Raw genomic sequence first — 23,953 nt, 5'->3', positions numbered from 1 at the left:
CGCGCCGCGCCGGCAGGCAGCGTCTTGGCCACTCATCCGAACAACGTCAAGCGGACGATTATTCACCATGGCAAGCAAAAGCGTCGTGATCGAGGTGAAGGAAATCACCCTCGCCATCGAACTGATCGAGCTGGGCGCCCGGCTGCAACTGCTGGAGGCGGAGACGAGCCTGTCGCGCGATCGCCTGATCAAGCTGTACAAGGAGCTGAAGGGCGCGTCGCCGCCGAAGGGGATGCTGCCGTTCTCGACCGACTGGTTCATGACGTGGCAGCCGAACATCCACTCGTCGCTGTTCTACAACATCTACCGGTTCATGCAGGACCACGGCCGCTGCGAGCCGATCCAGTCGATCGTGAAGGCGTACCGGCTCTATCAGGAGCACGTGAAGCTGTCCGGCGACGAGGCCGCGCTGAGCCTCACGCGCGCGTGGACGCTGGTGCGCTTCTTCGACTCGGGGATGCTGCAGATGACCCCGTGCACGCGCTGCGGCGGCCACTTCGTCGCGCATGCGCATGATCCGCATCAAGGTTTCGTGTGTGGCCTGTGCCAGCCGCCGTCGCGCGCGGGCAAGACCCGCAAGGCCGCCGCCGCGCGCGCCGAGCTGTCCGCCGCCGCGGCCTGAGCGCCGGGCCGGGCCGGGCGGGGCGCGAGCGGACGCCTCACGGCTGCCGCTCGCCGCGCGAACCGCGCGGGGCTTGCTGGTAAACACCGCCGCGCCGCCGCGGCGCGGCCGCGAAAGTTTTCCTGCCGACTGCCGTAAACCTGATTAACGGCGGTCTCCCCGCCGGTCATTCGTGAGGGACAGGCAGTGCTGATTATCGTGGGAACACTCGTGACGCTGTTGTCCGTCTTCGGCGGTTACGCGCTGGCAGGCGGGCATCTGGGCGCATTGATCCAGCCGGTCGAGATCCTGATGATCGCGGGCGCGGGCGTCGGCGCGTTCATCCTCGGCAACGGCATGAAGACCATCAAGGGGACGCTGCGTGTGCTGCCGACGCTCTTCAAGGGCTCGAAGTACACCAAGGACGTCTATATGGAGTTGATGGCGCTCCTGTACGTGCTGCTCGCGAAGGCGCGCAAGGAAGGCACGCTGACGCTCGAGGCCGACATCGACGATCCGGACAAGAGCCCGATCTTCACGCAATACCCGAAGATCCTCGCCGATCGCCACATCGTCGAATTCCTGACCGACTACCTGCGCCTGATGGTGGGCGGCAACATGAACGCGTTCGAGATCGAGAGCCTGATGGACGAGGAGATCGAGACGCACCACGCGGAAGGCGAGGGCCCGGCGCACGCGCTGATGCGCGTCGGCGACGCGATGCCGGCGTTCGGGATCGTCGCGGCGGTGATGGGCGTCGTGCATACGATGGCATCCGCCGACAAGCCGCCCGCGGTGCTCGGCGCGATGATCGCGCAGGCGCTGGTCGGCACGTTCCTCGGGATCCTGCTGTCGTACGGGCTGATCGGGCCGCTCGCGAGCCTCGCGGAGCAGCGCGTGGCCGAGTCGACCAAGATGTTCCAGTGCATCAAGGTGACGATTCTCGCGAGCCTGAACGGCTATGCGCCGGCGATCGCGGTCGAGTTCGGCCGCAAGGTGCTGTACTCGACCGAGCGGCCGTCGTTTACCGAGCTCGAAGAGCACGTGCGCCGCGTGAAGGCGAAGTGACGCGGAGCGTTCGATGAGCAAGAGCAAGGATCGCGCGATCGTCGTGAAACGGGTGGCCCCGCAGAAGAAGGGCCACCACGGCGGCGCATGGAAACTCGCCTATGCGGACTTCATGACCGCGATGATGGCGTTCTTCCTGCTGATGTGGCTGCTGAGCTCGGTCACGCCGGTGCAGCTGAAGGGGATCGCCGAGTACTTCAACACGCCGCTGAAGGCCGCGCTGTTCGGCAGCGGCGATCGCAGCTCGCAGGACTCGAGCATCATCAACGGCGGCGGCCGCGACCTGTCGAGCCTCGACGCCGGCACGCTGCGCCGCACCGACGGCACGACGTCGCTCGCCGACCGCGTCGCGAAAGCCGGCGACGACAAGACGCGCTCGCAGGCGCAGGGCGCGCAGGACCGGCTCGAGCAGACGCGCCTGCACGACCTGCAGATCAAGTTGATGGCGGCGATCGAGGCGAACCCGACGCTGCGCCAGTTCAGGCAGCAGATCCGCATCGATTCGACGCTGATGGGGCTGCGCATCGAGATCGTCGATTCGCAGAAGCGGCCGATGTTCGCGATGTCGAGCGATCACGTCGAGCCGTACATGCGCGACATCCTGCGCGAGATCGGCAAGACGCTGAACGACGTGCCGAACCGGATCATCGTCCAGGGCCACACCGACGCGGTGCCGTACGCGGGCGGCGAGGGCGGCTACAGCAACTGGGAGCTGTCGGCCGACCGCGCGAACGCGTCGCGCCGCGAACTGATCGCGGGCGGCATGGACGAGGCGAAGGTGCTGCGCGTGCTCGGCCTCGCGTCGACGCAGAACCTGAACAAGGCCGATCCGCTCGATCCGGAAAACCGCCGGATCAGCGTGATCGTGCTGAACCGCAAATCCGAAGACGCGCTGATGCGCGACGACGCGACGACCACGACGCTGTCGGCCGACGCGGCGGGCTCGAAGCTGCTGGCCCAGCAGCTCGGCGGCCCGGCGCAGGCCGCGCGACCGGCGCTGGCGAGCGCCGTCGCCGTGGCACCGAAACCCTGACGTTTCCCAGATTTCGAGACAGACATGATCCGAACCATTCTCGCCATCGACGACTCGGCGACCATGCGTGCGCTGCTGGAGGCGACGCTGGCGCAGGCCGGCTACGACGTGACGGTGGCGCCGGACGGCGAAGCCGGCTTCGACATGGCGGCCACCGTGCCGTACGACCTGGTGCTGACCGACCAGAACATGCCGCGCAAGAGCGGGCTCGAGGTGATCGCCTCGCTGCGCAAGCTGACGGCATACGCGGACACGCCGATCCTCGTGCTGACCACCGAAGGCAGCGATGCCTTCAAGGACGCCGCGCGCGACGCGGGCGCGACCGGCTGGATCGAGAAGCCGATCGACCCGGCCGTGCTGATCGACCTGGTCGCGACGCTGTCCGAACAGACCGCCTCCTGACATGAACGCGACGAATCCAACCGGTGACCGGGCATGACTCTCGACATCACGCAGTTCTACCAGACCTTTTTCGACGAAGCGGACGAGTTGCTCGCGCAGATGGAGCAGCTGCTGCTGAACCTCGACGTCGGCTCGCCCGACCCCGAGGACCTGGCCGCGATCTTCCGCGCCGCGCATTCGATCAAGGGCGGCGCGGCGACCTTCGGCTTTTCCGCGCTGACCGAGACGACCCACATCCTCGAGTCGCTGCTCGACCGCGCGCGCAACCATGAGCTGACGCTGACCAAGGAAATGGTCGACGCGTTCCTCGAGACCAAGGACGTGCTGTCCGACCAGCTGGTCGACTATCGCGCGAGCGCGGAACCGGACGCGGCGGCTGCCGCGACGATCTGCGCGAAGCTCGAACGCCTGAAGGCCGAGAGCGGCGCGGATGCGGCCGCGGCCGTCGTGCCGGCCGCAGCGGCCGAAGCGCCCGCACCGGCGCCGGCGCCTTCCACCGACGACCGTGTGCCCGATCACGTGGTCGAACAGGCCGTCGCGGCCGCGCATCCGGCGGACGACGCCGTCGCGGGCGGCCCGCACCTGAAGATCACGCTCGTCGGCGTCGACGCGAAGGACCAGGCGCTGCTCACCGAGGAGCTCGGCAATCTCGGCCGGATCGTCGGCCGCGAGGAAGCGGGCGCGGACCTGACGCTGTGGCTCGAATCGGACGTGCCGTCCGACGACATCGTCGCCGTGTGCTGTTTCGTGATCGACGACAGCCAGATCCGCATCGCGCGCGGCACCGCGCCGGCCGCACCGGCGCCTGCCGTCGCGCCGGCCGCGCCCGAACCGGCCGCGGCGCCGGAGCCGGCCGCACGCGTCGAGGTATTCGCGCAAGCCGCCGGTGCCGCACCGGCCGCCGCCGCACCGCAAGCGCCGGCGCAGCCGAGCGCCGCCGCGCAACCGGCGCCGCAACCCGCGCCGCAACCGCAGGCCGAACCCGCCGCGCCGGCTGCCCACGCTGCCGCGCACCACGACGACAAGCGTGCGCGCCCGGCCGCCGCCGCATCGGGCGCCGAAGGCAGCTCGATCCGCGTCGGCGTCGAGAAGGTCGATCAGCTGATCAACCTGGTCGGCGAACTCGTGATCACGCAGGCGATGCTCGCGGAAACGGCGAGCGCGTTCGATCCGGCGCTGCACGACCGTCTCTTCAACGGGATGGCGCAACTGGAACGCAACGCGCGCGACCTGCAGGAAGCGGTGATGTCGATCCGCATGATGCCGATGGACTACGTGTTCAGCCGCTTCCCGCGCCTCGTGCGCGACCTGGCCGGCAAGCTCGGCAAGCAGGTCGAGCTCGTCACGTTCGGCCAGGCGACCGAGCTCGACAAGAGCCTGATCGAGCGGATCATCGACCCGCTCACGCACCTCGTGCGCAACAGCCTCGACCACGGGATCGAGACCGTCGACAAACGCGTCGCCGCGGGCAAGGACGCGGTCGGCCAGCTCGTGCTGTCGGCCGCGCATCACGGCGGCAACATCGTGATCGAGGTCAGCGACGACGGCGGCGGCCTGAACCGCGAGCGGATTCTCGCGAAGGCCGCGAAGCAGGGGATGCAGGTATCCGACAACATCAGCGACGACGAAGTCTGGCAACTGATCTTCGCGCCGGGCTTCTCGACCGCCGAGACGGTGACCGACGTGTCGGGCCGCGGCGTCGGGATGGACGTCGTGAAGCGCAACATCCAGTCGATGGGCGGCCACGTCGAGATCTCGTCGCAGGCCGGCCGCGGCACGACCACGCGGATCGTGCTGCCGCTCACGCTTGCGATCCTCGACGGGATGTCGGTGAAGGTCGGCACGGAGATCTTCATCCTGCCGCTGAACTTCGTGATGGAGTCGCTGCAGCCGTCGAACGACGACATCTACACGGTCGGCAACGGCGAGCGCGTGGTGCGCGTGCGCGGCGAATACCTGCCGCTCGTCGCGCTTCACGAGGTGTTCTCGGTCGAGGACGCGCGTACCGATCCGACCCAGGGGATCGTCACGATCATGGAAACCGAGGGGCGCCGCTTCGCGATGCTGATCGACGAGCTGGTCGGCCAGCAGCAGGTGGTCGTGAAGAACCTCGAAACGAACTACCGCAAGGTGCACGGCATCTCGGCGGCGACCATCCTCGGCGACGGCAGCGTCGCGTTGATCGTCGACGTCGCGGCGCTGAACCGTGAAACCCGTGCGACGCACGGCGCCCGAGCCGGCGCCGAGCTCGCAATCTTCTGACTCTCGCCATTCAACTGATTGGGGGCAAACGTGTCTGCTGAAGTCCAAATGATCAATACGGCCGCGGCGAACGCGGCGACCAGCCGCCGCGACGCGGAGCAGGGCGATGCGACGGGCCAGGAGTTCCTCGTCTTCACGCTCGGCGACGAGGAATACGGGATCGACATCCTGAAGGTGCAGGAAATCCGCGGCTACGACAGCGTCACGCGCATCGCGAACGCGCCCGAGTTCATCAAGGGCGTGATCAACCTGCGCGGGATCATCGTGCCGATCGTCGACATGCGGATCAAGTTCCATCTCGGCCGCGTGGAGTACGACCACCAGACCGTCGTGATCATCCTGAACGTGTCGAACCGCGTGGTCGGGATGGTGGTCGACGGCGTGTCGGACGTGCTGACGCTGCAGACCGACCAGATCATGCCGGCGCCGGAATTCGGCGCGACGCTGACGACCGAGTACCTGACGGGCCTCGGCACGGTCGACGGCCGGATGCTGATCCTGATGGACATCGAGAAGCTGATGTCGAGCCGTGAAATGGCGCTGATCGAGACGCTCGGCGGGTAAGCGCGCCGCGCGCGCAGGAATTTCGGGAGAATCTGCAATGTTGCATAACTGGTCGATCCGCACGACGCTGACGGCGGTCGGACTCATCCTCGTGTGCCTGGCCGCCGCGGTTGGCGGGCTCGGCCTTTACGCGCTCGATCACGCGAGCCGTTCGCTCGACGAGATCGCGCACGTCGACCTGCCGGCGATCCACACGCTGGACGACACGGCCGCGCACCTGCTGCGCTCGCGCATTGCGCTCGATCGCTTCCGTACGCTGACCGAAGCCGGCAATGCGGCCGAGGCGGCGAAGGTGCTCGACCGCGCGCAGGAGCTGTACGCGAAGTCGAACCAGAACTGGCAGGCGTTCCAGTCGACGCCGAAGCTCGGTGTCGAGCAGGCGCTCGTCGACGAGCTCACCGCCCGCTACACGACGATCGTGAAGGAAGGCGTCGAGCCCGAATTTGCCGCGGCGCGCGCGGGCGACATGGCGGCGTATCACGCGATTGCCGACGCGAAGATCAGCCCGATGTTCGTCGCGTTCGACCAGACGGCGGCGGCCGTGATCGCATCGCTGCAGAAGCGCGCGGAAGAACGCCAGGCCGCGACGCAGTCGCAGATCTCGCTGATGGTCGGCCTGATCGCGGCCGGCATCGCGATCGCGTTCGTCGTCGTGATCGCGATCCGCTTCGCGCTGCGCGGGCTGATCGTGAAGCCGCTCGAGGACGCGATCGCGCACTTCGAGCGCATCGCAGGCGGCGACCTCACGCAGCCGGTGAACGTGTTCAGCACGAACGAGATCGGCCGCCTGTTCGGCGGCATCAAGCGGATGCAGGACGCCGTGACGACGATGGTGCAGGCCGTGCATCGCGGCACCGAGTCGATCGACGTCGGCGCGCGCGAAATCTCGACCGGCAACACCGATCTGTCGCAGCGCACCGAGGAGCAGGCCGCGTCGCTGCAGGAAACCGCATCGAGCATGGAGCAGCTGACCGGCACCGTGCGGCAGAACGCGGAGAACGCACGGCAGGCGAGCCAGCTCGCGGTGAACGCGTCCGACATCGCGACGCAGGGCGGCGAGGTGGTCGGCCAGGTCGTGTCGACGATGCAGGACATCGCGGCGAGCTCGGGCAAGGTCGTCGACATCATCGGCACGATCGAAGGCATCGCGTTCCAGACCAACATCCTCGCGCTGAACGCGGCGGTCGAAGCCGCGCGCGCGGGCGAGCAGGGCCGCGGCTTCGCGGTGGTCGCGGGCGAAGTGCGCTCGCTGGCGCAGCGCAGCGCGAGCGCCGCGAAGGAAATCAAGCAGCTGATCGGCGACTCGGCCGAGAAGGTCGACAGCGGGTCGGCGCTCGTCGCGCGGGCCGGCTCGACGATGGACGAGATCGTGCAGGCCGTGCGCCGCGTGACCGACATCATGGGCGAGATCAGCGCCGCGTCGGAAGAGCAGTCGACCGGCATCGAGCAGGTCAACCGCGCGGTCGGCCAGATGGATTCGGTCACCCAGCAGAACGCGGCGCTCGTCGAGCAGGCAGCTGCCGCGGCCGCATCGCTCGAGGAGCAGACGCGCCAGATGAAGGCGATCGTGTCGGCGTGGCGCGTCGCGGGCGGCATCGCGCTCGCGCCGGCCCGCAATACGGCACGCCCGGCCGCGCACGCACCAGCGCCGGCGTTGCCGTCGGCGCACCGTCACGAAGCGTCGCCGGCCGCACTGCCGGCACCGCAGGCTGCCGTGCAGCCGGCCCGTCGCGCCGCACCGGCGCCGCATGCCGCGGCACCGGCCGCGAGCCACGAAACGAAGCGCACGCCGGACGCCGCTGCCGCACGCGCATCGAAGGAAGCGCCGGCCGCGGGCGGCTATGGCCCGCGTCTCGCGAAGGCGGCCGCCGCACCGGCGCAGAAGCCTGCCGAGAAGCCCGCGCTGGTGCGCCCCGCGCTGAACGGCGAGAAGCCGGCGATGGCGGCAGCCGGCACGTCCGACGACGACTGGGAGACTTTCTAAGCCATGCCGTCCGCGCGCGCACCGTTTCGACCCGATGCACCGGATGCCTCGCCCCGCGCGGGCGAGCCGGGGCGCGACTTCGCGTTCACTGGCGCGGATTTCGCACGCATCCGCGCGCTGATCCATCAACGCGCGGGCATTTCGCTGTCCGAGCACAAGCGCGACATGGCGTACAGCCGGCTCGCACGCCGGCTGCGCGCACGCGGCCTCGACACGTTCCGCGACTACCTCGACCTGCTGGAGCAGGAGGACGATCCGCTCGAGTGGGAAGCGTTCACCAACGCGCTGACGACGAACCTGACCGCGTTCTTCCGCGAGTCGCACCATTTCCCGATCCTGGCCGACTTCGTGAAGGGTCGCGCGGCGCCCGTGTCGGTGTGGTGCTCGGCGGCGTCGACCGGCGAGGAGCCTTACTCGATCGCGATCACGCTGATCGAGGCGCTCGGCGAATCGGCCGCGCGCGGCGCATCGATCCTCGCGACCGATCTCGACACGCAGGTGCTCGCGAAGGCCGAGGCCGGCATCTATACGTACGACCAGGTCAAGCACCTGAGCCCGGAGCGGCTCAAGCGCTTCTTCCTGAAAGGCACGGGCGCGCAGGCCGGCCGCGTGAAGGTGCGCCCGGAACTGCGCGCGATGATCCGCTTCGAGCAGCTGAACCTGACCGATGCCGACTACGGGATCGCGAAGCCGTTCGACGCGATCTTCTGCCGCAACGTGATGATCTATTTCGACAAGCCGACGCAGGGGCAGGTGCTGTCGCGCTTCGAGCCGCTCGTGAAGCCGGGCGGCCTGCTGTTCGCCGGGCATTCGGAGAATTTCACGTACGTCTCGCAGGCCTTCCGGTTGCGCGGGCAGACCGTGTACGAACTGACGCGCGATGCCGCGCCGGGCCTGCGCCCGCGCGGCGCCGCGCCGGCCGCGGCGGTGCCGCCGCGCGCCCATGTGCGTGCCGCGGTCGCCGCGCCCGCTTACGGAGAACGCGGATGAGCGCCCTGCCGATCGCGACCAATCGCTACTTCGACAACCACTTCGAACGCCCGGGCGTGAAGCTGCTTCCGAACGAGTTCTACACGACGTCCGAGGACATGGTGCTGATGACCGTGCTCGGCTCGTGCGTCGCCGCGTGCCTGCACGACCCGTTGGCGGGCATCGGCGGGATGAATCACTTCATGCTGCCCGACGACGGCGCCGATGCCGGCGCGGCCGCGTCGGAGTCGATGCGCTACGGCGCGTACGCGATGGAAGTGCTGATCAACGAACTGATCAAGGCCGGCGGGCGCCGCGAGCGCTTCGAGGCGAAGGTGTTCGGCGGCGCGGCCGTGCTGGCCGGCATGACGACCATCAACATCGGCGACCGCAACGCCGATTTCGTGCGCCGCTATCTGGCGCTCGAACGCATCCGCATCACCGCGGAGGACTTGCAGGGCGTGCACCCGCGCAAGGTCGCGTTCATGCCGCGCACCGGCCGCGCGATGGTGAAGAAGCTGCGGTTGCAGGTGCCGGGCGTGACCGAGCGCGAAGCCGCGCTGGCGCGCGAGGCCGACCGCGTGCGCGCCGATCGGCAGCGCGCGCACGTCGAGCTGTTCGCGGCGAAGCGGCCGGCCGCGCCGCCGCCGGCACGCCCGCGCATCGAGCTGTTCGGCGCACGCGGCGGCACGGGCGCGCAGACGACGAACACGAAGGCCGGCAGCCCGTATGCGGCCAACCTTTCGAGAAAGCAGGAGGCATGACCGCAGTGCAGAAGATCAAAGTGTTGTGCGTCGACGACTCGGCGCTGATCCGCAGCCTGATGACGGAGATCATCAACAGCCAGCCCGACATGGAAGTGTGCGCGACCGCGCCCGATCCGCTCGTCGCGCGCGAGCTCATCAAGCAGCACAACCCGGACGTCCTGACGCTGGACGTCGAAATGCCGCGCATGGACGGGCTCGACTTCCTCGAGAAGCTGATGCGCCTGCGGCCGATGCCGGTCGTGATGGTGTCGTCGCTGACCGAGCGCGGCTCCGAGATCACGCTGCGCGCGCTCGAACTCGGCGCGGTGGATTTCGTCACGAAGCCGCGCGTCGGGATTCGCGACGGCATGCTCGACTACGCGGAAAAGCTCGCGGACAAGATCCGCGCGGCATCGCGCGCGCGCGTGCGCCAGGCGCCGCAGCCGCAGGCCGCCGCGCGCGCGGCGAGCGGCCAGCCGGCCGCGCCGATGGTCAACAACCCGCTCGTCAGTACCGAGAAGCTGATCATCATCGGCGCGTCCACGGGCGGCACCGAGGCGATCCGCGAGGTGCTGACGCCGCTGCCGCCGGATGCGCCGGCGGTGCTGATCGCGCAGCACATGCCGCCCGGCTTCACGAAGTCCTTCGCGCAGCGGCTGAACGGCCTGTGCCGGATCGCGGTGAAGGAAGCCGAACACGGCGAGCGCGTGCTGCCGGGCCATGCGTACATCGCGCCGGGCCACGCGCACCTGCTGCTCGCGCGCAGCGGCGCGAACTACATCGCGCAGTTGTCCGACGAGCAGCCGGTGAACCGGCACCGCCCGTCGGTCGACGTGCTGTTCCGCTCGGCGGCGCAGCACGCGGGCAAGAACGCGATCGGCGTGATCCTCACGGGGATGGGCCGCGACGGCGCGGCCGGCCTGCTGGACATGAAGCGCGCGGGCGCCCACACGTTCGCGCAGGACGAGGCGAGCTGCATCGTGTTCGGGATGCCGCGCGAGGCGATCGCGCTCGGCGGCGCGGACGAGGTGGCGCCGCTTTCCGAGATGAGCCGGCGCGTGATGGCGCGGCTGGCGACGATGGGCGACCGCGTACAGCGGGTCTGAATGAAATGTCACGGGGCAGCTGCGATGCGGCGGGCCCCGACGGTAACGAATCTGCAAAGGAACGACGATGGACAAGAGCATGAAAATCCTGGTGGTGGACGATTTCCCGACGATGCGCAGGATCGTCCGCAACCTGCTCAAGGAACTGGGCTACACGAACGTCGACGAAGCCGAGGACGGCGCTGCCGGCCTCGCGCGGCTGCGCGGGGGCGGCTTCGACTTCGTGATCTCCGACTGGAACATGCCGAACCTCGACGGCCTCGCGATGCTGAAGGAAATCCGCGCGGACGCGACGCTCACGCACCTGCCGGTGCTGATGGTCACGGCGGAGTCGAAGAAGGAGAACATCATCGCGGCCGCGCAGGCGGGCGCGAGCGGCTACGTCGTGAAGCCGTTCACGGCCGCGACGCTCGACGAGAAGCTGAACAAGATCATCGACAAGATGGCCAAGGCCGGGAGCTGACGTGAACGAGCCGATCCATGCGGCGCTTGCCGGCGCGGCAATCAACGCCGACGGCCACGCCGAAGGCGCCGATTACGCGAGCGACCGGATCCTCGCGCGCATCGGCCACGTCACGCGCACGCTGCGCGATTCGATGCGCGAGCTCGGGCTCGACAAGCATGTCGAGCGCGCGGCGGAAGCCGTGCCCGATGCGCGCGACCGGCTGCGCTACGTCGCGACGATGACCGAGCAGGCGGCCGAGCGCGTGCTGAACGCGATCGAGGTCGCCAAGCCGATGCAGGAGCGCATCCAGAATGAGGCCGAGGCGCTCGATGCGCGCTGGGCGCAGTGGTATGCGGCACCGATCGAGCACGCGGAAGTGCGCGAGCTGATGGACGACACGCGCACGTTCCTGCGCGCGCTGCCGGAGGCGGCGTCGGCGACCAGCGCGCAGTTGCTCGAGATCATGCTCGCGCAGGATTTCCAGGACCTGACCGGGCAGGTGATCAAGAAGATCATGGACATGGTCTACCTGATCGAGCAGCAGCTGCTCACCGTGCTCGTCGAGAACATCGCACCCGAGCGGCGCGAGCAGTTCGCGGCGACCGCGGCCGCGCTCGCGGCCGAGCAGATCAGCGCGACCGGCAGCCCCGAGTCGCTGCTGAACGGGCCGCAGATCGCGCCGGAAGGCAAGTCCGACGTCGTGCAGGATCAGGCGCAGGTCGACGACCTGCTTGCGAGCCTCGGCTTCTGAACCTGCCCATCGCATCGGCGCCGCGCCCGATCGCGGAGCGGCCCGGTGCGCGTGGCTTTCGCGATGCTGGTCACACGAGCCCACACGTGCGGGTCGTGCCGCACGTCATGTTGCGTTGCGTCATGCCACGTTGATTTGACACTACGACACGCTCCGCAGGCATACTACGCGTCAGCAGCAATGAAGCGTCATTCTTAAGACTTTCATTTGTTGACTGGCGGCGCCGGATCCGATGGCGGCGCGCCGGCAACGAAGCCAGTCCCTTGGGGGGGAACGTGAAGCTGAAATGCTTGGGCTGGGCCGCCGCGCACGCGACGGCCGCAATGGGTGTGCTGTGGGCCGTCCACGCACAGGCCGAACTGGGCGGCGCGCCGATGTCGCCTCCGGCGGACGATCACGCCGCCACGGTGCGCGCGCTGCAGCGCGCGATGCGCTCCGCCGACGGCGCGCAGGCGAACGCGGCCGCCTACACCGTCCGAGAGATCACGCTCGGATCGGGCACCGTCATCCACGAATACACGACCGCGGCCGGCACCGTGTTCGGCCTCGCCTGGCGCGGGCCGAGCATGCCGGATCTCGAGTCGCTGCTCGGCAGCTATTTCCCGCAGTACACCGCCGGCGTCCAGGTCGCGCATGCGGCGCGCGGCTGGCGCGCGCCCGTGTCCGTCGATACGAGCGGCCTCGTGATCCGCACGGGCGGCCACATGGGCGCCTTCGCAGGCCAGGCGTGGCTGCCGGCGGCGCTGCCGGCCGGCCTGTCCGGCACCGACATCCAGTGACAGCGGGAGAGCGATCTTGCGAATTCCTCGTACCTTCAAGCGCTGGCTCGGCCTGCTGAGCGTCGCGGCCGTGACGGCCATGCTCGTGACCGCCTGCGGCGGCGGCGGTGACAACAACGGCGGGAGCGGCGGCAACAGCGGCGGCTCCAGCGTATCCGACGGCAATACGGCGAACACGGCCGTGATCACCGTCGGCACCGGCGTCGCGCATGTGATCAACATTCCGACCGTCAACGTGAAGATCTGCGTGCCGGGCACGACGAACTGCCAGGTGGTCAACAACGTGCTCGTCGATACGGCATCGTACGGGCTGCGGCTGGTCAGCAGCGCGCTGTCGTCGGGTGTGTTGAACAACCTGCCGCAGACGACGAGCGGCGGCGCACCTGTGGCCGAGTGCGGCAAGTTCGTGTCGAGCTTCACATGGGGCTCGGTGCGCACCGTCGACCTGTCGATCGGCACCGAGCAGGCAGGCTCCCTGCCGGTGCAGATCATCGGCGATCTCGGCACCAGCAACGTGCCGAGTTCATGCTCGAACAACGGTGCCCGAACGTCGGCCAACACGGCCAGCGATCTCGGTGCAAACGGCATCCTCGGCATCGGGCCGGCGCCGGTCGACTGCGGCACGAGCTGCGCGACGTCGACGTCGGCGACGTCCAACAACTACTACGCGTGCCCGAACGGCAATTCGAGCTGCACGGTGGCGCTGGTGCCGGTTGCGCAGCAGGTGGCCAACCCGGTCCATCGCTTCGCGACCGACAACAACGGCGTGATCGTGCAGATGCCGACCATCTCGAGCAGCGGGCAGGGCAGCGCGACGGGCCTGCTGACGTTCGGGATCAATACGCAGAGCAACAACGGGCTCGGGGCGTCGACGGTGCTGACGTCGACGACGACGGGCGACGTCGATGCGACGTTCCTCGGCGGCAGCGTGACCGCGTTCTTCGATACGGGTTCGAACGCGTACTTCTTCAACGATTCGTCGCAGAAGGCCTGCTCGACCAATACGCAGTTCTATTGCCCGTCGTCGACGACCACCTACACGGCGACGCTGACCGGCAAGAACGGGACATCGGGCGGCGTGTCGATGCCCGTCGCGAACGCCGATGCGCTGTTCGCGAATTCGTCGACGTTCGCGTTCAACGACATCGCCGGCCCGTTCGGCCCAGCCGGGTGGCTCGATCTCGGCATGCCGCACTTCTACGGCAAGACGATCTACTTCGGGATGGATCGGACCGGCACCGGCGGCGCGCAGCCTTACGTCGCATTCTGACCGCGCACGAACGGCGGCAGCAAAAGGGGGCGAGCGATCGCCCCCTTTTTTTTTGCCTTCGCCGGCGGCGACGCACTACGCTTCGGGCCGCCGCGCCGTGCCCGCACAGCGCCTACGATATAAGACCGGCACCGGTGCCGGCACGACATCGAGGAGACAGCGCCATGAGCCAGCGTATTCAACGCATCACGCCGTTTCTGTGGTTCGACCACGACGCCGAGGCGGCAGCGAATTTCTACGTGTCGGTATTCGACGACGCGCGCATCCTGCACGTCGCCCGCTACGGCAAGTCGGGTGCGCAGGCGTCGGGCCAGGCGGAGGGCGCGGTGATGACGGTGTCGTTCGAACTGGACGGGCAGGCGTTTCTCGCGCTGAACGGCGGCCCGGCGTTTCCGCTCACGCCGGCCGTGTCGTTCGTCGTCAACTGCCGCGACCAGCAGGAGATCGACCGGTACTGGACGGCGCTGGCCGAAGGCGGCGACGAGCGCGCGCAGCAGTGCGGCTGGCTGCGCGACCGCTTCGGCGTGTCGTGGCAAGTGGTGCCCGTGCAGATGCCCGAACTGATGGCGGGCGATCCGGCACGTGCCGAGCGCGTGATGGCGCAGGTGATGAAGATGAAGAAGCTCGATCTCCACGTGCTGGAGCAGGCGGCGGCAGGCTAGCGCGAACGCCGGCCAGCACGCGCCGTTTTCGACGTGCGCACGCGATGCCCGGCGATATTCCCGGCCGGCCGGTAAATGCGCGACGAACGACCGATTCGATTATCGATCGCGGTGCGTTTCATGCTGGTGTAATCAAGCCGTGGATTATCTGGTCGTTGTTTCCATCCGGACGTCGCGATTATAAAAATGACGTGACATGCCCGCGGGCGATACGGCATGCCGCCGCTGAAGCCGCGCCAGTTCTGCCGGAGCCCGCGTGCGAGCCGGTCGGCACGCGAAAAGAGATGCAAGGCTCGGAAATTCAAACTTATAATGCCCGCGATGTTTCCGGGGTCGCCGATATAAAACATGAGGGCAATAAAATGAATTTCACCGAGGCTGTTCGTTCCGCATTCAATCAATATGCGAAATTCGAGGGCCGCGCGCGCCGTGCCGAATACTGGTATTTCGCGTTGCTGACCAGCGTCGTGTCGATCATCTGCCAGGTGATCACCATGTCGGGGCGCGACGCGAGCGCGCTCTCGCTGCTGCTGATGATCGTCGCGGCCGTCGTGTCGCTCGCGCTGGTGCTGCCGAGCCTCGCGGTCACCGTCCGCCGCCTGCACGATACGGGTCGCTCCGGCTGGTTCCTGCTGATCGCGCTCATTCCGATCGTCGGCGGGATCCTGCTGCTCGTGTGGATGTGTTCGCGTGGCACCAACGGCCCGAACCGTTTCGGCTCGGATCCGATTCCGGTGATCTGAGCGCCGCCCGCCTCGACGCGCGACGCCGTCGCGTCGGGGCGGGCCGACGATCGCTCCACGGCCGCCTCGATCTCCCGATTCCCCGCTTTACCCCGTCATCCGCGTCACGCGACCGCCCGCCGCACCGGCTCGCCCGATTCTCCGAAATACCCCCCTTTCCCGGCTTTGCTCGACCGATCGGCGTTTGACGTGCGCATGAATAATCGGTGTCACTGGAAAGCGGCATTTCGCCGTACCCGACTGGAGGCACCGTGGCAGACGAGAGCGATCTCGACAGAACCGAAGCCGCCACTCCGAGACGCCGCGAGAAGGCGCGCGAGGAGGGGCAGGTCGCGCGTTCGCGCGAACTGGCTTCGTTCGCGCTGCTCGCGGCCGGGTTCTACGGCGCGTGGCTGCTCGCGGGTCCGTCGGGCGCTCATCTCCAGACGATGCTGCGCGGTGCGTTCGCGTTCGATCGCGCGACCGCGTTCGATACGCACCGGATGCTGTCGGCGGCCGGCAGCGCAAGCGTCGAAGGTCTCGCCGCGCTGCTGCCGATCCTCGCGCTCACCGGCCTCGCCGCGCTGCTCGCGCCGATGGCGCTCGGCGGCTGGCTGATTTCGCAGAAGACCTTCGAACTCAAGTTCGACCGCCTGAACCCGATCGCCGGCCTCGGCCGGATGTTCTCGATCCAGGGGCCGATCCAGCTCGGGATGTCGCTCGCGAAGACGCTCGTCGTCGGCGGGATCGGCGGGATCGCGATCTGGCGCAGCAAGGACGAACTGCTCGGCCTCGCGACCCAGCCGCTCGGCTCGGCGCTCGCGGACGCGCTGCATCTGGTCGCCGTGTGTTGCGGCACGACGGTCGCCGGGATGCTGGTGGTCGCCGCGCTCGATGTGCCTTACCAACTCTGGCAGTACAACAAGAAGTTGCGCATGACGAAGGAAGAAGTGAAGCGCGAGCATCGCGAGAACGAAGGCGATCCGCACGTGAAGGGCCGCATCCGCCAGCAGCAGCGCGCGATCGCGCGGCGCCGGATGATGGCCGCCGTGCCGAAGGCCGACGTGGTCGTCACGAACCCGACGCACTTCGCCGTCGCGCTGCAGTACACGGACGGCGAGATGCGCGCGCCGAAGGTCGTCGCGAAGGGCGTGAACCTCGTCGCCGCGCGCATCCGCGAACTCGCGGCCGAGCACAACGTGCCGCTGCTCGAAGCGCCGCCGCTCGCGCGTGCGCTGTATCACAACGTCGAACTCGAACGCGAGATTCCCGGCTCGCTGTACTCGGCCGTCGCCGAAGTGCTCGCGTGGGTCTACCAGCTGCGGCGCTTCCGTTCGGAAGGCGGCGCCTCCCCGGCCGCGCCGGTCGATCTCGACGTGCCGGCCGACCTCGACAAGGGGTCGTCGGTAGCGGCCGACGACGAGCGTGAGGAAGCCGAAGACACGCTCGGCAAGCAAGGAAACGCAGCATGAGCACCCCGACCACCGGCTTCTTCGCCAAACGCCAGAATCCGTTCGCGGGCACCAACCTGCGCGCGCTCGCGGGCCCGATCCTCATCTGCATGATCCTGGGGATGATGATCCTGCCGCTGCCGCCGCTGCTGCTGGATCTGCTGTTCACGTTCAACATCGCGCTGTCGGTGATGGTGCTGCTCGTCAGCATGTACACGATGAAGCCGCTCGACTTCGCGGCGTTCCCGAGCGTGCTGCTGTTTTCGACCCTGCTGCGCCTGTCGCTGAACGTCGCGTCGACGCGCGTCGTGCTGCTCGAGGGCCACACCGGCCCGGACGCGGCCGGCCAGGTGATCGAGGCGTTCGGCCACTTCCTCGTCGGCGGCAACTTCGCGGTCGGCATCATCGTGTTCGTGATCCTGATGATCATCAACTTCATGGTGATCACCAAGGGCGCGGGGCGGATCGCCGAAGTGTCCGCGCGCTTCACGCTCGACGCGATGCCGGGCAAGCAGATGGCGATCGACGCCGACCTGAACGCGGGCCTCATCAACGAAGAGCAGGCGCGCAAGCGGCGCCTCGCCGTGTCGCAGGAAGCCGAGTTCTACGGGTCGATGGACGGCGCGTCGAAGTTCGTGCGCGGCGACGCGATCGCGGGCCTGATCATCATGGCGATCAACGTGATCGGCGGGCTGATCGTCGGGATGGTCCAGCACGACATGTCGTTCGCCGCGGCCGGCACCAACTACACGCTGCTGACGATCGGCGACGGCCTCGTCGCGCAGATCCCGTCGCTCGTGATTTCGACGGCCGCCGGCGTGATCGTGTCGCGCGTCGCGACCGACGAGGACATCGGCACGCAGATCACCGGCCAGCTGTTCACCAACCCGCGCGTGCTGACCATCACCGGCGCGATCATCGGGCTGATGGGGCTGATCCCGGGCATGCCGCACTTCGCGTTCCTCGCGCTCGGCGGCGGCGCGATCTGGCTGGCCCGCACGCAGGTCCGCCGCGCGGCGGCCCGCGTGGCGGCCGGCGACGTGACCGAGATCGCACCGCCCGCCGCGCTGCCGGGCGACAGCCACGAGGCGACCTGGGACGACGTGCAGCTGATCGATCCGCTCGGCCTCGAGGTCGGCTACCGGCTGATTCCGCTCGTCGACAAGAACAGCGACGGCGAACTGCTCAAGCGCATCAAGAGCATCCGCAAGAAATTCGCGCAGGAGATCGGCTTCCTGCCGCCGGTGATCCACATCCGCGACAACCTCGAACTGCGGCCGAACGCATACCGGATCGCGCTGAAGGGCGTCGAGATCGGCGCGGGCGAAGTGTTCCCGGGCCAGTGGCTCGCCATCAACCCGGGCCAGGTGACGGCCGCGCTGCCGGGCGCCATGACGCAGGACCCGGCATTCGGGCTGCCGGCCGTGTGGATCGACGTCGCGATGCGCGAGCAGGCGCAGGTGTACGGCTACACGGTCGTCGATGCGAGCACGGTCGTCGCGACGCACCTGAACCATCTGGTCGTCCAGCACGCGGCCGAACTGCTCGGCCGCCAGGAAGTGCAGGCGCTGGTCGAGCGCACCGGCAAGGACGCGCCGTCGCTCGTCGAGGACCTCGTGCCGAAGACGATCTCGCTGACGACGCTGCAGAAAGTGCTGCAGAACCTGCTCGAGGAAGGCGTGCCGATCCGCGACATGCGCACGATTCTCGAGGCCGTGTCCGAACACGCGGGCCGTGGCGACGCGTTCGAGATCACCGCCGCGGTGCGGCTGTCGCTCGGCCGCGCGATCACGCAGCAGTGGTATCCGGGCTCGGGCGAGATGCAGGTGATGGGCCTCGATTCGAATCTCGAGCGCGTGCTGTCGCAGGCGCTCGCCACCGGCGCGAACCCGGGCCTCGAGCCCGGCCTCGCGCACAACCTTCTGACCGGCACGCAACAGGCGATGCTGCGTCAACAGAATCTCGGGCTGCCGCCGGTGCTGCTGGTGCAGCACGCGCTGCGCGCGATGCTCGCGCGTTTCCTGCGCCGCAGCCTGCCGCAACTGAAAGTGCTGTCGTATGCCGAAGTGCCGGACACACGCACGATCAAAGTCGTTAACGTCATCGGGGGTTCCGCTTGAACATTCGCAAATTCACCGGCGCGACCAGCCGCGACGCGCTTCGCCTCGTGCGCGAGGCACTCGGCGCCGACGCCGTCGTGCTGTCGAACCGCACGCTCGATGACGGCAGCGTCGAAATCGTCGCACTCGCCGACTCGGATCTCGCCGCGGTCACGCCGCCGGCCGCCGTCCGGGCACGCACCCTCGCGCCGCGCGCGGCGGAATCGGTGCCGGCAGCGGCCGTTCCGGGCATCGTGTCGCGCCCGGGTGCCGCGCTCGCGCGCCCGGCCGTCAATCCGTATGCGGCAAGCGAAGGCGGCCTCCCGGACGTGTTCTCGTCGGTGTTCGGCGCGAGCGCCGAAGCGACGGAACCGGCCGCGCAACCGACTGCCTTCGACGCCGCCACGGACGCGGCATCGCCGGTGCCCGCTGCCGGCACGCCGGCGGCAGCGTCCGAACCCGCGCCGTGGCTCGTCGAGCACGCGAAGCGCCTGACCCAGCAGCGCGAAGCGCTGATCGCCCGCGCGCAGGCCGCACCGGCCGCGCCGCAGGCACCGGCCCGCGCGCAGCAGGACGCCGCGCCCGCGACGCCGGCCGGCTGGGCGCGCGACATCGTGCGCGACGCCGAACGCCGGATGCCGTCGGCCGCTGCTGCTGCCGCCATGGCCCGCCCGAGCGAAACCAGCGCCGCGAAGCCGGCCGAACGCACGCGCCTGTCCGCGGAAGCCGCGGCCGCGGTGGCGGATGCGGTGAAGACGCGCATCGAGAGCATCGTCAACGACACCGTGATGCACGAGCTCGGCGCGATGCGCGGGATGATGGAAGAGCAGTTCGACAGCCTGATGTGGCACGACCGCCAGCGCCGCAGCCCGGTGCACTGCGCGCTGACCAAGCACTTGTTCTCGGCCGGCTTCTCCGCGCAGTTGGTGCGCATGCTCGTCGACAACCTGCCGTCCGGCGACGACGCGCAAACCTTCGAGCAGGCCGCCGAATGGGCGCAGTCGGTGCTCGCGGCGAACCTGCCGGTGCTCGAGAGCGAAGACGCGCTGATGGAGCGCGGCGGCGTGTTCGCGCTGATGGGGCCGACCGGCGTCGGCAAGACGACCACCACCGCGAAGCTCGCCGCGCGTTGCGTGATGCGCTTCGGTGCGAGCAAGGTTGCGCTCCTGACCACCGACAGCTACCGGATCGGCGGCCACGAGCAGCTGCGCATCTTCGGCAAGATCCTCGGCGTGCCCGTGCACGCGGTGAAGGACGCGGGCGATCTCGAGCTCGCGCTGTCCGAGCTGCGCAACAAGCACATCGTGCTGATCGACACGATCGGCATGAGCCAGCGCGACCGCGCGCTGTCCGACCAGATCGCGATGCTGCACGGCGCGAACGCGCCGGTGCAGCGCCTGCTGCTGCTCAACGCGACGAGCCACGGCGACACGCTCAACGAGGTTGTCCAGGCCTACCGCAGCGCGGCCGAGTATCCCGATCTCGCCGGCTGCATCCTGACCAAGCTCGACGAGGCGACCCACCTCGGCGGCGTGCTCGACACGGTGATCCGGTACAAGCTGCCCGTCCACTACGTGTCGACCGGCCAGAAAGTGCCGGAAAACCTGTACGTCGCATCGACCCGGTTCCTGCTGAAGAGCGCGTTCTGCGTGCCGCGCGACGGCTCGCCCTTCGTGCCGCAAGACGAGGACATGCCGACGCTGCTTTCCGCCCTGACCGCACGTTCCACCGCCGAACTGCACGAGGTGCGATTTGGATAAACGGATCATCGATCAGGCCGAAGGGCTGCGGCGCCTGCTGGCCGGGCGCGCGTCGCGCATCGTCGCGGTGACGGGCGGGCCGGCGGGCGTCGGCTGCACGACGACCGTCGTGAACGTCGCGGCCGCGCTGGCCGCGCTCGGCAAGGACGTGCTCGTCGTCGACGAGCGCGCCGACGTGCATTCGGCCGCGGCGACGCTCGCGGGCGCCTGGCTGCGCGACGGCGAACGCACCCGCGTCTCAGCCGGATTCGGCCTGTGCGCGGCCGCGCGGGACGGCTACAGCGATTCGCAACTGAGCGACTTCATCGACGGCCAGGCCGACATCGTGCTGGTCGACGCGCAGCTCGGTGCCGACGGCACGTTCTCCCCGCTCGCGCGCGAGGCGCACGACGTGCTGATCGTCACGCGGGTCGCCGCGCAGGCGATCACCGAGGCATACGCGTGCATGAAGCGCCTGCATTTCGCGCACGCGGTCGCGCAGTTCCGCGTGCTGACCAATCACGTCGGCAGCCACGCCGACGCCAGGACCGCATTCGACAACCTCGCGGGCGTCGCGAGCCGCTACCTGACGGTGTCGATCGCCGACGCCGGCTGCGTGAGCGCCGATCCGCTCGTCGAGCATGCGCGCGACCTGATGCATACCGCGGTCGACGCGTTCCCGTCGTCGGCCGCCGCGCGCGATTACCGGCAGCTTGCCGCCGACCTGCTGTACTGGCCGATGCGCCCGCGTTCGGGCGCCGGCCGGGCCGTGCATGCGGGCGGCAAGCCGTCGTACGAGGCGGGTGCGGCACACGCCGCGTGAGCGCCACAGGAAGGAGAGAGAGCCATGATGTACAACGCTCAAGGAAAGATGACCCAGGCCGACGTGCTCGCGCAATATGCGCCGCTCGTGCGGCGCCTGGGGCTGCAGCTCGTCGCGAAGATGCCGGCGAGCGTCGATCTCGACGACCTGATCCAGGCCGGCATGATCGGCCTGATGGACGCGGCCGGCCGCTACAAGGAAGACCAGGGCGCGCAGTTCGAGACCTACGCGACCCAGCGCATCCGTGGCGCGATGCTCGACGAGCTGCGCAGCAACGACTGGCTGCCGCGCAGCCTGCGCAAGACGTCGCGCGAGGTCGAGTACGCGGTGCACCAGGTCGAGCAGCAGCTCGGCCGCTCGGCGAGCGAGACCGAGATCGCGCAGCACCTGAAGATGCCGCTCGACGAATACCAGGGGATGCTGCAGGACCTGCACGGCAGCCAGCTCATCTATTACGAGGATTTCGATCGCGCGGCCGACGACGAGCCGTTCCTCGACCGCTATCGCGTCGATCACGCCGATCCGTTGTCGTCGCTGCTCGACGAACACCTGCGCGAGGCGCTCGTCGAAGCGATCGAGCGGCTGCCCGAGCGCGAGAAGCTGCTGATGTCGCTGTACTACGAGCGCGGCCTGAACCTGCGCGAGATCGGCGCGGTGCTCGAGGTCAGCGAATCGCGCGTGTGTCAGCTGCACAGCCAGGCCGTCGCGCGCCTGCGCGCGCGGTTGCGCGAACAGGCATGGGTCGGCGCCGAGAACTGACCCTTTCATGACGCCCGCGCGCGCCGACGCCGCGCGCGGTGCATGGCGCGCATTTCCCGCGCCGATTTGCTACAATCCCTCCCGTTTTCCGAGGAGCGTTGCGACGGACCATCCTGCGTCCGCCAGGCTCGGAAAGCTTCACCAAGCAGCCGTGCGGCATCATTCGCGCCGGCCCCGCTTCCTGAACGGCGCTCACGTCACCAATTTCTAGAACTTTTTTAGAAAGGAGGGCGTGATGAACGCCATTATCGATTCCCAGGCTTCCAAGGATTACATCGTCGCCGACATGGCGCTTGCCGGCTGGGGCCGCAAGGAACTGAACATCGCCGAGACCGAAATGCCGGGCCTCGTGCAGATCCGCGACGAATACAAGGCGCAGCAGCCGCTGAAGGGCGCGCGCATCGCAGGTTCGCTGCACATGACGATCCAGACCGGCGTGCTGATCGAGACGCTGAAGGCGCTCGGCGCCGATGTCCGCTGGGCGTCGTGCAACATCTTCTCGACGCAGGACCACGCCGCTGCCGCGATCGTCGAAGCCGGCACGCCGGTGTTCGCGTTCAAGGGCGAGTCGCTCGACGAATACTGGGAGTTCTCGCACCGCATCTTCGAATGGCCGAACGGCGAATTCGCGAACATGATCCTGGACGACGGCGGCGACGCAACGCTGCTGCTGATCCTCGGCTCGAAGGCCGAGAAGGACCGTTCGGTGATCGCGAAGCCGACCAACGAGGAAGAAGTCGCGCTCTTCAAGTCGATCGCGAAGCACCTCGACGCCGATCCGACCTGGTACTCGACGCGCCTCGCGCACATCAAGGGCGTGACCGAAGAAACCACGACCGGCGTGCATCGCCTGTACCAGATGGAAAAGGACGGCCGCCTGCCGTTCCCGGCGTTCAACGTGAACGACTCGGTCACGAAGTCGAAGTTCGACAACCTGTACGGCTGCCGCGAGTCGCTCGTCGACGGCATCAAGCGCGCGACCGACGTGATGATCGCGGGCAAGGTCGCGGTCGTCGCGGGCTACGGCGACGTGGGCAAGGGCTGCGCGCAATCGCTGCGCGGCCTGGGCGCGACCGTGTGGGTCACGGAAATCGATCCGATCTGCGCGCTGCAGGCGGCGATGGAAGGCTACCGCGTCGTGACGATGGAATACGCGGCCGACAAGGCCGACATCTTCGTGACGGCGACCGGCAACTACCACGTGATCAACCACGATCACATGAAGGCGATGCGCCACAACGCGATCGTCTGCAACATCGGCCACTTCGACTCGGAAATCGACGTCGCGTCGACCCGCCAGTATCAGTGGGAAAACATCAAGCCGCAGGTCGACCACATCATCTTCCCGGACGGCAAGCGCGTGATCCTGCTGGCCGAAGGCCGCCTCGTGAACCTCGGCTGCGCGACCGGCCACCCGTCGTTCGTGATGTCGAACTCGTTCGCGAACCAGACGCTCGCGCAGATCGAACTCTTCACGCGCGGCGAACAGTACGAGAACAAGGTGTACGTGCTGCCGAAGCATCTCGATGAAAAGGTCGCGCGCCTGCACCTCGCGCGCATCGGCGCGAACCTGTCCGTGCTGTCGGACGAGCAGGCTTCGTACATCGGCGTGCAGAAGGACGGCCCGTTCAAGCCGAACCACTACCGCTACTGATGCACCGCCGCCGCCGCGCCGCACGCGCCCCGCAGCGGGCGTGCGCGGTGCGGCGGCCGGCCGC

22 protein-coding genes and 1 riboswitch are annotated in these 23,953 nt (G+C 68.4%); all 22 genes read left to right on the top strand.

Annotation, left to right across the window (positions count from 1 at the left end; all coding sequences use genetic code 11):
• The first annotated feature begins 67 nt into the window (after positions 1 to 67).
• The 22 genes from flhC to ahcY all read left to right on the top strand — a co-directional run bounded on the left by flhC (position 68) and on the right by ahcY (position 23,889).
• Positions 68 to 622, top strand: coding sequence for a flagellar transcriptional regulator FlhC (gene flhC / locus DIE08_RS30735; protein WP_059601940.1), 555 nt, complete (start codon positions 68 to 70; stop codon positions 620 to 622).
• A gap of 186 nt (positions 623 to 808) precedes the next feature.
• On the top strand, positions 809 to 1,669 hold the full coding sequence (motA, locus tag DIE08_RS30730; protein WP_059601938.1) for a flagellar motor stator protein MotA: 861 nt from the start codon (positions 809 to 811) through the stop codon (positions 1,667 to 1,669).
• A gap of 13 nt (positions 1,670 to 1,682) precedes the next feature.
• Complete coding sequence (gene motB / locus DIE08_RS30725; protein WP_124628652.1) at positions 1,683 to 2,702, top strand: flagellar motor protein MotB; 1,020 nt, start codon at positions 1,683 to 1,685, stop codon at positions 2,700 to 2,702.
• Between the two features lie 24 nt (positions 2,703 to 2,726).
• Complete coding sequence (locus DIE08_RS30720) at positions 2,727 to 3,104, top strand: response regulator (RefSeq protein WP_124905360.1); 378 nt, start codon at positions 2,727 to 2,729, stop codon at positions 3,102 to 3,104.
• Positions 3,105 to 3,137: 33 nt separating this feature from the next.
• A complete protein-coding gene (cheA, locus tag DIE08_RS30715) occupies positions 3,138 to 5,366 on the top strand; it encodes a chemotaxis protein CheA (RefSeq protein WP_124905358.1) in 2,229 nt (742 codons plus the stop codon).
• Positions 5,367 to 5,414: 48 nt separating this feature from the next.
• The gene (gene cheW, locus DIE08_RS30710) at positions 5,415 to 5,930 is read left to right on the top strand and encodes a chemotaxis protein CheW (RefSeq protein WP_059601930.1); all 516 of its coding nucleotides are present in this window, start codon (positions 5,415 to 5,417) and stop codon (positions 5,928 to 5,930) included.
• A 37-nt stretch (positions 5,931 to 5,967) separates the two neighbouring features.
• Complete coding sequence (locus DIE08_RS30705) at positions 5,968 to 7,914, top strand: methyl-accepting chemotaxis protein (protein WP_124905356.1); 1,947 nt, start codon at positions 5,968 to 5,970, stop codon at positions 7,912 to 7,914.
• Between the two features lie 3 nt (positions 7,915 to 7,917).
• Positions 7,918 to 8,904, top strand: coding sequence for a CheR family methyltransferase (locus DIE08_RS30700; protein ID WP_059601926.1), 987 nt, complete (start codon positions 7,918 to 7,920; stop codon positions 8,902 to 8,904).
• Complete coding sequence (cheD, locus tag DIE08_RS30695; protein ID WP_059601924.1) at positions 8,901 to 9,647, top strand: chemoreceptor glutamine deamidase CheD; 747 nt, start codon at positions 8,901 to 8,903, stop codon at positions 9,645 to 9,647. The genes DIE08_RS30700 and cheD overlap by 4 nt, the downstream gene beginning before the upstream one ends.
• On the top strand, positions 9,644 to 10,735 hold the full coding sequence (locus DIE08_RS30690) for a chemotaxis response regulator protein-glutamate methylesterase (RefSeq protein WP_124905354.1): 1,092 nt from the start codon (positions 9,644 to 9,646) through the stop codon (positions 10,733 to 10,735). The genes cheD and DIE08_RS30690 overlap by 4 nt, the downstream gene beginning before the upstream one ends.
• 67 nt (positions 10,736 to 10,802) lie before the next feature.
• A complete protein-coding gene (gene cheY, locus DIE08_RS30685) occupies positions 10,803 to 11,198 on the top strand; it encodes a chemotaxis response regulator CheY (RefSeq protein ID WP_006754880.1) in 396 nt (131 codons plus the stop codon).
• Position 11,199: 1 nt separating this feature from the next.
• The gene (gene cheZ, locus DIE08_RS30680; RefSeq protein WP_059601920.1) at positions 11,200 to 11,931 is read left to right on the top strand and encodes a protein phosphatase CheZ; all 732 of its coding nucleotides are present in this window, start codon (positions 11,200 to 11,202) and stop codon (positions 11,929 to 11,931) included.
• 275 nt (positions 11,932 to 12,206) lie between these two features.
• Entirely contained in the window at positions 12,207 to 12,710 is a 504-nt protein-coding gene (locus DIE08_RS30675) for a DUF2844 domain-containing protein (RefSeq protein WP_124905352.1), read from the top strand.
• 16 nt (positions 12,711 to 12,726) lie between these two features.
• Positions 12,727 to 13,980, top strand: a complete 1,254-nt coding sequence (locus DIE08_RS30670) for a DUF3443 domain-containing protein (RefSeq protein ID WP_124905350.1) — start codon at positions 12,727 to 12,729, stop codon at positions 13,978 to 13,980.
• 164 nt (positions 13,981 to 14,144) lie between these two features.
• Positions 14,145 to 14,642 (top strand): VOC family protein, encoded by a 498-nt coding sequence (locus tag DIE08_RS30665; protein ID WP_124628638.1) that lies wholly within the window; start codon positions 14,145 to 14,147, stop codon positions 14,640 to 14,642.
• A 44-nt stretch (positions 14,643 to 14,686) separates the two neighbouring features.
• Positions 14,687 to 15,385 carry a DUF805 domain-containing protein gene (locus DIE08_RS36405; protein WP_260436593.1) on the top strand — a complete coding sequence of 233 codons (699 nt, stop codon included), beginning with the start codon at positions 14,687 to 14,689 and terminating at the stop codon, positions 15,383 to 15,385.
• A gap of 251 nt (positions 15,386 to 15,636) precedes the next feature.
• Positions 15,637 to 16,836 (top strand): flagellar biosynthesis protein FlhB, encoded by a 1,200-nt coding sequence (gene flhB / locus DIE08_RS30655; protein ID WP_124905348.1) that lies wholly within the window; start codon positions 15,637 to 15,639, stop codon positions 16,834 to 16,836.
• On the top strand, positions 16,833 to 18,935 hold the full coding sequence (gene flhA, locus DIE08_RS30650; protein ID WP_124905346.1) for a flagellar biosynthesis protein FlhA: 2,103 nt from the start codon (positions 16,833 to 16,835) through the stop codon (positions 18,933 to 18,935). Before flhB ends, flhA begins: the two co-directional genes overlap by 4 nt.
• Complete coding sequence (flhF, locus tag DIE08_RS30645) at positions 18,932 to 20,674, top strand: flagellar biosynthesis protein FlhF (protein WP_124905344.1); 1,743 nt, start codon at positions 18,932 to 18,934, stop codon at positions 20,672 to 20,674. The genes flhA and flhF overlap by 4 nt, the downstream gene beginning before the upstream one ends.
• Positions 20,667 to 21,476 carry an AAA family ATPase gene (locus DIE08_RS30640; RefSeq protein WP_124905342.1) on the top strand — a complete coding sequence of 270 codons (810 nt, stop codon included), beginning with the start codon at positions 20,667 to 20,669 and terminating at the stop codon, positions 21,474 to 21,476. The genes flhF and DIE08_RS30640 overlap by 8 nt, the downstream gene beginning before the upstream one ends.
• A 24-nt stretch (positions 21,477 to 21,500) precedes the next feature.
• The gene (locus tag DIE08_RS30635; protein WP_059452641.1) at positions 21,501 to 22,235 is read left to right on the top strand and encodes an RNA polymerase sigma factor FliA; all 735 of its coding nucleotides are present in this window, start codon (positions 21,501 to 21,503) and stop codon (positions 22,233 to 22,235) included.
• 84 nt (positions 22,236 to 22,319) lie between these two features.
• Positions 22,320 to 22,436: riboswitch (S-adenosyl-L-homocysteine riboswitch) on the top strand.
• Positions 22,437 to 22,470: 34 nt separating this feature from the next.
• The gene (gene ahcY, locus DIE08_RS30630; protein WP_059533465.1) at positions 22,471 to 23,889 is read left to right on the top strand and encodes an adenosylhomocysteinase; all 1,419 of its coding nucleotides are present in this window, start codon (positions 22,471 to 22,473) and stop codon (positions 23,887 to 23,889) included.
• The last annotated feature ends 64 nt before the right edge of the window (positions 23,890 to 23,953 follow it).

The sequence above is a fragment of the Burkholderia sp. Bp9004 genome (genome assembly GCF_003858025.1).
GTDB classification, from domain to species: Bacteria; Pseudomonadota; Gammaproteobacteria; order Burkholderiales; family Burkholderiaceae; genus Burkholderia; species Burkholderia diffusa.
Note: the sequence above shows the minus strand (reverse complement) of the source record. Positions and strands in the feature narration are given on the sequence as shown.